Source organism: uncultured Anaerobiospirillum sp. (assembly GCF_902485895.1).
Lineage (GTDB): Bacteria > Pseudomonadota > Gammaproteobacteria > Enterobacterales > Succinivibrionaceae > Anaerobiospirillum > Anaerobiospirillum succiniciproducens.
On record NZ_CABTML010000070.1, the window covers coordinates 1 to 8,561 of the forward strand.

5 protein-coding genes are annotated in these 8,561 nt (G+C 43.7%); 2 read left to right on the forward strand and 3 right to left on the reverse strand.

The window, feature by feature from the left end:
* Positions 1 to 41 precede the first annotated feature (41 nt).
* Together RDO37_RS05895 and RDO37_RS05900 are read right to left on the reverse strand one after the other, a co-directional pair.
* Positions 42 to 185: a hypothetical protein gene (locus RDO37_RS05895; RefSeq protein WP_308498429.1), complete on the reverse strand. Its 144-nt coding sequence runs from the start codon at positions 183 to 185 to the stop codon at positions 42 to 44.
* Between the two features lie 262 nt (positions 186 to 447).
* Positions 448 to 1,308: a DNA adenine methylase gene (locus RDO37_RS05900; protein ID WP_027939490.1), complete on the reverse strand. Its 861-nt coding sequence runs from the start codon at positions 1,306 to 1,308 to the stop codon at positions 448 to 450.
* A gap of 1,708 nt (positions 1,309 to 3,016) precedes the next feature.
* On the opposite strand from RDO37_RS05900, the gene RDO37_RS05905 reads away from it, so the two are divergent.
* Both RDO37_RS05905 and RDO37_RS05910 read left to right on the forward strand, forming a co-directional pair.
* Entirely contained in the window at positions 3,017 to 4,597 is a 1,581-nt protein-coding gene (locus tag RDO37_RS05905) for a PAS domain-containing methyl-accepting chemotaxis protein (RefSeq protein WP_308498430.1), read from the forward strand.
* 1,741 nt (positions 4,598 to 6,338) lie between these two features.
* Positions 6,339 to 7,931, forward strand: a complete 1,593-nt coding sequence (locus RDO37_RS05910) for a methyl-accepting chemotaxis protein (RefSeq protein WP_308498431.1) — start codon at positions 6,339 to 6,341, stop codon at positions 7,929 to 7,931.
* Between the two features lie 423 nt (positions 7,932 to 8,354).
* Here RDO37_RS05910 and RDO37_RS05915 read toward each other — a convergent pair.
* A partial coding sequence (locus RDO37_RS05915; protein WP_308498432.1) for a flagellin occupies positions 8,355 to 8,561 on the reverse strand: 207 nt, incomplete at its 5' end.

Below are 8,561 nucleotides of genomic sequence, written 5' to 3' on the forward strand. Positions count from 1 at the left end.
ATATTTGAACTCACAATAATTTCCTTTGCATTGAATTAGATCTAGGATTTAATATGCAAAGAATAGTGTACATGATCAAGGCCGCTTGATAGACGCTGGTATGTAGTAGTGAGCTGGTTCTGGACATTGCCTAAGTAGCGCTGGCCCTGAAGAGCTGAATAATTGGTATTAACATAGACGGCCATGGCATATCTCCTGAGATGGTGTGTTGCTCTGTATAGCAATAGCTATTAACTATGTCAGGAGGGCCAGGCCGCTGACTAAGGAGCACTAGAATTCTGTTTAGACGAGTCTTGCTAAAGACCCTGTCTGCTACTTATCTAATCGAATAATGCTATATGTTCTAACTAGTAATTATTAACCTAGTGTAGGTATGACACACATAATTACATTTGATGGCTTTGTCGTGTGGCATTTTGATAGCCACTTAACCATAAATTGGGGTTGTTAGTAAGCAGGTCTAGTGGTGTAGTTACGGATTACCACTTCATCTACATGGCCACGGCGATTGGCGTTGGCATTAATTGCGCGACGAGCTTTAACCACAGTGATGTCGTACTCTTCAAAGAGCTTGTTGATAAATGGGGTTGAGGAATTTGACATCATAAAGAGCACGCCTTTGTCAGTTAGGGCATCGAGGCATTCTTTGAGGCGCATTTGCTCGTATTGACCAAAACCACCAGAGTTGTAGCTTACGAAGGCTGAGGTTTCGGACACAGGATCATAAGGTGGATCGAGGTACACAAAGTCACCTGGGCCTAGGCGCTCTAGTAGCTTTTGGAAGTCACAGTGCATGAACTCAATGTCATTTTCATTAAAGTAGCGGCTTACTCCACGTAAATTGTCAGGATTAACAATGCATGGATTGTTATAGCTACCAAATGGAGTATTGAAATGACCACGGCTGTTAACTCTAAACAGGCCGTTAAAGCAGGTTCGGTTTAGATAGGCAAGACGGGCTGCTCTTTGTACACGATTGAGCTTTAAGAACTCTTCACGGTCACGGTCGATATCGCGCACCGCATAGTAGTGTTCCTTGGTATTGATGTGCTTGTTAAGACAATCAATCAAGTCTTCAACATTGTCGCGGATTACCTCATAGAGCAAAATCAGCTCACCATTGAGGTCGCCAACTAATGCATTGCTAGGTTGCAGGTACAGCATCACGGCCGCGCCGCCTAAAAAAGGCTCGCAGTAGCGATTGTAGCGCAACGGCATCAGTGGTGCGATTTCAGTAAGAAGCTGGCGTTTGCCACCAACCCACTTGACCACTGGCTGCAGATTAGGGCGTACAGGGGTGGGGGCCATTAAGCTGAAGTCCTAGTGAGGGTACAAAAAAAGCAAGACTGACAATATACCATTAATCAGCCTTAAAGTCAGGTACGAACATTACTAGCCTTTCTATATCCATTTTTCAGATCGTCCGTATTTAAGCAATTATGTGCCCACAAACAAGCATGTCCGCAAACTCACTTAGCCCAACATACTTCAGGGCACAGATAAAGCATTGCTATACCAAATTGACCATGGCCAACATAAAAACATAGAAATGTTTATTGAGATGACTGGCATTTGCTAGCACCAGAGCTTTGCCTTACTTCATGACTTTACACTCCTTGGTCATGTACTCGTATTAGAAAAGGGTAGTTGAGCTTTCCTGATACTCACACAGCTATATGGCAATCAAACAACTGACAGGCCATTAACTTATGAACCGACGGTACGATCTGTTCCTATGCTCGATGGATGCGCTCAATGCTAGATCCATGATGCTTGGTAGCTACTGATTGATGCTGTATGACAAGTGCTAGGCTCTTGATTGTAGCCGCTAGATAGAAGGTGCTCTGTTTTTGAGGGCATGATTTAGATAGCCCGACTGTATGCTTGATGGCAGGCGCTAGGTAGTTAGACTTGATGTTTGATGGGGCGACGTGACAACAGATGCTTGGCTGCTCTTGGTGGTCTTTTGCTTGGATTTAGGTAGCAGAGTAGCTGCTGAGGTCTTCATCTTAGCCTGTAAACGCAATGTAAAGTGATCGTTTGGGGTATGGGCTTTGATCTTTAGTTTTCTTGCGATTGGCGGTTTTGATGGGGTGATTTTCAATATGTGTTGAAGAAACTTGAAAAAATTTTGTGATGTAGATAGTTCTTGTGATAGCTGAACTTGCATGTATGTATTGGCTTTGGTTAGTATGCATAGATACAAAGTGCAATAGTATTACTTAATACTATGTTACTCATGATCCTAGCTGAGTTTGACCTTTGTGCATCAGCGGTGATCATTTGTTTGCTAAAAGACTATAAGATTTAACTTTCTTAGGCTTTGTAAACAAATTGGAGTATCATGGCTCTAAGCTATATTGCAACAGTATAAGTACTGTAAGTGTTGTAATAACACTAGATAACTAGATTGCTCATGTGTTCTTGCATTTAGCTTGGTTGTGTTTATGTTATAGTAGTTATCAAAGCACAACTGACATACAAGATGCTAGGTTAATAGCGTTAATATTTCGGATTAGACTTCGAATAAGTCGAGCTGATCTTTAGGTGTTATTTGCATAGTTCAGCATCATGGCTCATTAACTGCCTATTAAAAGCTAAAGCAGCTATCTAACAGGTTGTTTATAGTGCTTGAATGCATAGAGTAGTTCTTAATAGTACTTGTGCGCTTTGCTTTTGGACCTGCAAGAGATTGCATGGATTTTAATATCGCCTTTTTTGTATGGCGATACTGTTTTTAGCTACTTATGCTCATAGCATGTCATGCTTGGCAAAGTTAGCATCAATCATCATACCTTGAGTACATGTTGTGGCAATCATCTCAAGGCAGCTTTATGATGCAAGTGTTTGTATGGGTAAACTCTTTGATCTAGAGTTCAAAATCACGCTTGTTTCCTAGTAATAGTGCTTAGCTGCTCTATACTGTTTGTTACCACAGCATGGTATAGAACTCGTAGCTTTGATGATCATAGTTTAGGTTCTAACTCACTTATTCTGCTGAGCTAGTAGGTGCCCCATGAAGTTAAATCTTCCTGTTACAAACAATCGCATTAACGTTCCAAAGGACGTTAAGATCATTTCGTTTACCGATCTGAAAGGTATCATCACTAAGGTAAATCAAGAGTTAGTGGATATCTGCGGTTATTCAAAAGAAGAGCTGATTGGTAAGCCTCATAATATTCTGCGTCACCCTGACATGCCGGCTGCAGCTTTTGCTCTGATGTGGGCAACTATTCAGTCAGGCAAGCCTTTCATGGCGATCGTAAAGAACCGTGCTAAGAGCGGTGACTATTACTGGGTTAATGCATTCATCTCCCCAGTATTTGAAAACGGTAAGATTGTTGGCTACGAGTCCGTGCGTTACTGCCCAGATGAGCGCGATGTACAGCGTTCTGAGGCTGTATACAAGGCTTTAAGCACCGGTAAGCGTTTAACCCCAATTGTTCCAATGCCACCACGTGCTATGGTCACAGCATCTGCATTCGTGGCCGCCTCGATTGGTCTTTACTTTGTCCACCCACTAGCCGCTTTAGCAGTAGCTATTATTGGCCCATTTGCTAGCGTTGCCCATCAGCGCTGGTTAATGCGTCACAAGGTTGAGAACTTACATAAGCTGCTCGCTGCAGTTTACGATCACCCAGTAAGCCGTCTGTGCTACTCCCACGATCGTGAAGATGAGTTCATCTCCGGTCTGCGTTTAGCTATTCTTACTAACAACGCTAACATGATGTCCATGATTAATCGTGTTGGTGATGCTTTAGAAATTCTTAAGTCCAGAGCTAGCGTTTCTGCAGAGATCTCAAGCAAGAGTGCTGAGGACATCCATCAGCAAAGTGCTATGAGTACTAATATTCGTGCTTCTATCGGTAATATGAGTCATATGCTCGAAAATCTGCGTGATAACGTGCAGAACACCGATAAGCTTGCCACTGAGACTACTGATCGCGTTAACAGCACTTTCGATGCTACTCAAAACAACCGTAAGGCACTTAAGGCAATTAACGAGGGTGCTCAAGAATTAGTAGGCGTTATCAATAACCTCTCTGCGAGTGCTGATAACATCTCTGAGCTCTTAAAGACTATTGTTGATATCTCTGATCACACCAACTTGCTAGCATTGAACGCATCTATTGAGGCTGCTCGTGCTGGTGAGCAGGGCCGTGGCTTTGCCGTGGTAGCTGATGAGGTGCGTAACCTCGCTATCAAGTCGAAAGAGTGCACTAACAAGATTGATGAGTGCGTAGGTCAGTTAATTGATAACTCACGTCGTGCTGTTGATGCATCTGCTCACTCTGTAGAGCTCTCTGAGGCTGGTCAGGAGGCTATTGCTCAGTCTGCTACCCGCTTTAACGAGATTAAGACTCACATCTCTAAGATTAAGGACATGACTCACACCATGGCCGACAGTATTAGCAATCAGGCATCGATTGCTAATCAGATCGAGTCAGATGCGGCTCACGTATCTAACTTAGCAGAACAGTGCTCTGATATGGCAGATGAATCCGATCACACCATTATGCAGGTTAATCAGATCATGCAGAACCTCGATGAAATGGTTCACCGCTTCGAGGTTGAGTACCAGAAGGTTCACCAATAGCACCATCCATCTAGCCATCTAGATGTCTGCTAAATAACTTCAAAGGCCTAGCAAGCACAAGCTCTAGGCCTTTGTCGTTTCTACTCCCTTAGCTGTCTCTAGCCATCAGTTGATTAAATTCCTTAGCTGTCTCTAGCGCTTGCTTGTCTGTAGGCCACCAACAGAGCAGCAACGAGCGAACAAGCTTAATAATGGCAATATGCAGCTCACCGATCTTGCGAGATCACAGGTCAAATTTCAGGTCAAAAGATCACAAGACTAAAGAGCAAATCCCCAAGATAAAATTCACAAGATCACTAACCCGAGATCACAGCCTAATTCTCCACAGCAACAGAACTCATGGTAAATAGCCTGCTGAAGATCGCAGGTCAAAATAGCAGCCATAAGATCGTGGGTCATCGGAGTACGCCCCAAGAACACGGCCCAAAGATCATCTGATATCAAGGAAGTGATGATAAGGCCAGTGATTGCAAGCCCTGACGAGCCAATACAAGTTGACCTTACAAAACAGATACTTTCAAAGAGTAGTAGCCAAGCAACATAAGATCAGCGCAGCTAAGTCTGGTTAAGAAACATAAACGGGCACTTGCGCATCTACTGCTGATAGCAAGTACATCAGCGCGAATGCCGCTATTGGTAGCGTTCGGTAGTGTCCAGCTATTAGCTATTACAGCGATAGGCGTCTGATCTCATGCCACATTGATGCTACTCATGTAGCCTGGCGTGAACTTTAGATGCAGCGATACGGTGATCTTATAGGCTAGGGTGATGATCGATAGGTATATGCTGCATTCGATGCTTTTAGCTTGCTTGTGCTGGATAGCAGCGAAAAAGCTGAGCTTAAAGTTAAAATGGTTGGAAGTTGATGAGGCTGTTTGTTCGTGTGAGGATGGGTTTTTGGTGATAATCGTGTAAAGACTGCGTGAGAATAGGGCTATAAGGCCATTTTGTGAGATTTTATGGTCGTTTGAACAAAATACTCAAGAGGTGGGAAGTTAAGGCATAGTTGCTCGTAATGCTGATAAATTTCGGGTTTTTATGAGTTAGGTAGTGGCGGTTGCTATATAAAAATTCTGACTAACATAGTTATTTGCTTTGATGCAAAGTCTGTTGTGCATTAATATGTAAGTTATTTTGGATACTCATAACTGTGTCGCTGCCAGTATTGGGCGCAAAGTGCTTAGGTTTTGCTGATGCCTTGCTTATGTCTTGCGTAAGTATTTGCACACTTATACTGATTGGAGACGCAAGCTCTTTTGTCGCCGTTCTCAAAGATTTTTTTTAGTCTGTGAGATGTGTCATTAACTAGGAGATGCGTGCCAAAACAACTTGCAACAAGACACGATTGGACATTAAATTGTAGGAGATTTTTTGTCCATTTATGGACAAGTGTGAGTTAATACTATTAGTTGCTAAAGCGTAGACTATTGCAGTCTTACTTTTTAGTGAGTAGTTCATTAAAAGCGCTTGGGATAAGTTATGTCCATCTCAAGTAGCTCTATGTGCGTGGCCAACGCCAACACATGCTTAGTCAATTGTATATACGCGGTACAAAGATCACGAAAGTAAGTACCGTTTTTTATGGCAGCCTAGTAGCTTTTGCTAAGTCACTTCAACGTGTCTTTATCTTTTTAGCAAAGCTTCTTGTTATTTGGGTGCCTATATTGCGCATTGCTGAAGGTTTGGAGCGATGTGTTTGTTCCTAGTTAGTACATAAGCTAGGACATTTTTGGAGGTGCCAATGAAGACCAATCTTCCGGTAACGGATGTGCGTGTGCCTTTTCCTAAGGACGCCAAGATTATTTCCTTTACCGACCTGAAAGGTGTCATTACTAAAGTTAATAAGCCATTTATTGAAATTAGTGGCTTTACAGAAGAAGAACTCATTGGTAAACCTCATAATATCGTCCGCCATCCTGACATGCCAGCAGCGGTGTTTGCTCTCATGTGGACTACCATCAAGAGTGGTGAGTCTTTCATGGGTATTGTGAAGAATCGAACCAAGAATGGTGATTACTACTGGGTGAATGCCTTCATCTCTCCAGTGTTTGATCGCGGCCATATCGTTGGCTATGAGTCGGTTCGTTATCCACCAAATGAAAAGGACGTACAGCGTTCTATTGAAGTTTACAAAAAGCTCAATAGCAATCAGCCATTAAAGCCAAGCTTCCCAGTTATTCCTAAGTCTATGCAGCTTGCTCTAGGTTGTGCTGCTGTGACTGCAGGTGCTTTCTTCTTACATCCAATTGCAGCGATCGCAGTGGGTTCACTGTCTTCATACCTGTGCGTTGCTAATCAACGTGGCATCATGAAGCGCAAGATGGAGAATGCCAAAAAGCTGCTTGCTAAGGTCTACGACCATCCTGTAGGCATGCTGTGCTACTCCCATGATCGTGAAGATGAAATCATCTCCAACGTGCGTCTGTTGATTTTGTCCAACAATGCCAATATGAGATCTATGATCAACCGTGTTGGCGATGCAGTTGATGAGTTACGTGTCAAGGCACATGCTTGCTCTTCATATGCTCATGAAAGCACTCGTTATATTGTTGAGCAAAGTGAGAGAAGTAACCATATTCATGACTCAATTGCCCACGCGAGCAATGAGATCAACGAGCTTGAACAATTAGTGCATCAAACCAATAACTATGCACGTGAGACCTCTGACCTCGTTACCTCAACAGCAACTATGTCGCAAAAGAATCGCTCTGCCTTAGATGACATTAGCTCTGGTAGCGATAATATGTGTAGCATCATTGAGACCTTAGCTGCCGATGCTGAGCAGATCTCTAATTTATTAAAGCAGATTATCAGTATCTCAGAGCACACCAATCTTCTGGCATTAAATGCTGCTATTGAAGCAGCACGTGCTGGTGAGCAAGGACGTGGCTTTGCTGTCGTAGCTGATGAAGTACGTAACCTTGCAATCAAGTCAAAAGAGTGTACTAATCAGATTCATGGTACTGTAGCTGAATTAATTAAGAACTCTCAAATTGCCGTACAGTCTTCTCGTAAATCTCGCGAGCTTGCCGATGCTGGTCATGAGGCAATTCAGCAATCAGCTGCAGGCTTTAAAAAGGTATCAGAGAACATCGAGCGTATGAGCCAAATGACTCAGGAGATGACCGAACTTATCTCCTCTGAGACCCTGGTTGCAAGCCAGATTAACTCTGATTCGGAGAATGTTTACGAGCTCTCTATGCACTGTACCGATATCTCCAAGGAGAACGACAGTGCCATTGATGAGGTATCCCACATCATGGATAACCTCGACGACATGATTAAGCGTTTCGATACTGAGTACAAGAGAATTCAGGACTACCACAACAGATAGTCACTTCAAAGTACTCAACGCAAAGCCGCGCCTTAGAGCCGCAGCTCTGCACCGCCGCAGCACTACACCAACTAACGCAGGCGCAAAACAGCAAAGGGCCATACTCTCACGAGCATGGCCCTTTGTTTAGGCTCGAAAGCCACCGGCCAAGCAAGGCCAACAACCACAGGCCACACCATGCTGCAAATAGCTGCAGCTAATACCATCGCAAGATCGCCACTCTAGGCTATCAATAGCCTCCATAACTGCAGCATCAAAGCCGCAGCACGAATAGCAAGCGCCAATAGTAGCAAGCCAAGCGCTAATAGTAGCAAGCCTAATTAGCAAGGTCGTGAGCAAGGTAGTGTCAGCTGTGGGCACACCCCAAATGAAAAAGGCAGTGCTATGCACTGCCCTTTTGCAAGCTAGTTGAAGCTTAAGCCATTACTGACCCAGTAACTGCAGCGCAATAGTTGGACGCTGATTGGCCTGAGACAGGATGGTCTGAGAGGCCTGCTGAATGATCTGATTTGAGGTTAAAGCAGCGGTCTCAGATGCAAAGTCAGTATCACGAATACGGCTGCGAGCATCGGATTCGTTCTCAGAAATTGAGCTCTGATTACGGATGGTGCTTTCCATACGATTTTGGAT

Coding starts and splice junctions, on each gene's coding strand:
- RDO37_RS05895 (WP_308498429.1), bottom strand. CDS start 185: ATGGCCGTCTATGTTAATACCAATTATTCAGCTCTTCAGGGCCAGCGC.
- RDO37_RS05900 (WP_027939490.1), bottom strand. CDS start 1,308: ATGGCCCCCACCCCTGTACGCCCTAATCTGCAGCCAGTGGTCAAGTGG.
- RDO37_RS05905 (WP_308498430.1), top strand. CDS start 3,017: ATGAAGTTAAATCTTCCTGTTACAAACAATCGCATTAACGTTCCAAAG.
- RDO37_RS05910 (WP_308498431.1), top strand. CDS start 6,339: ATGAAGACCAATCTTCCGGTAACGGATGTGCGTGTGCCTTTTCCTAAG.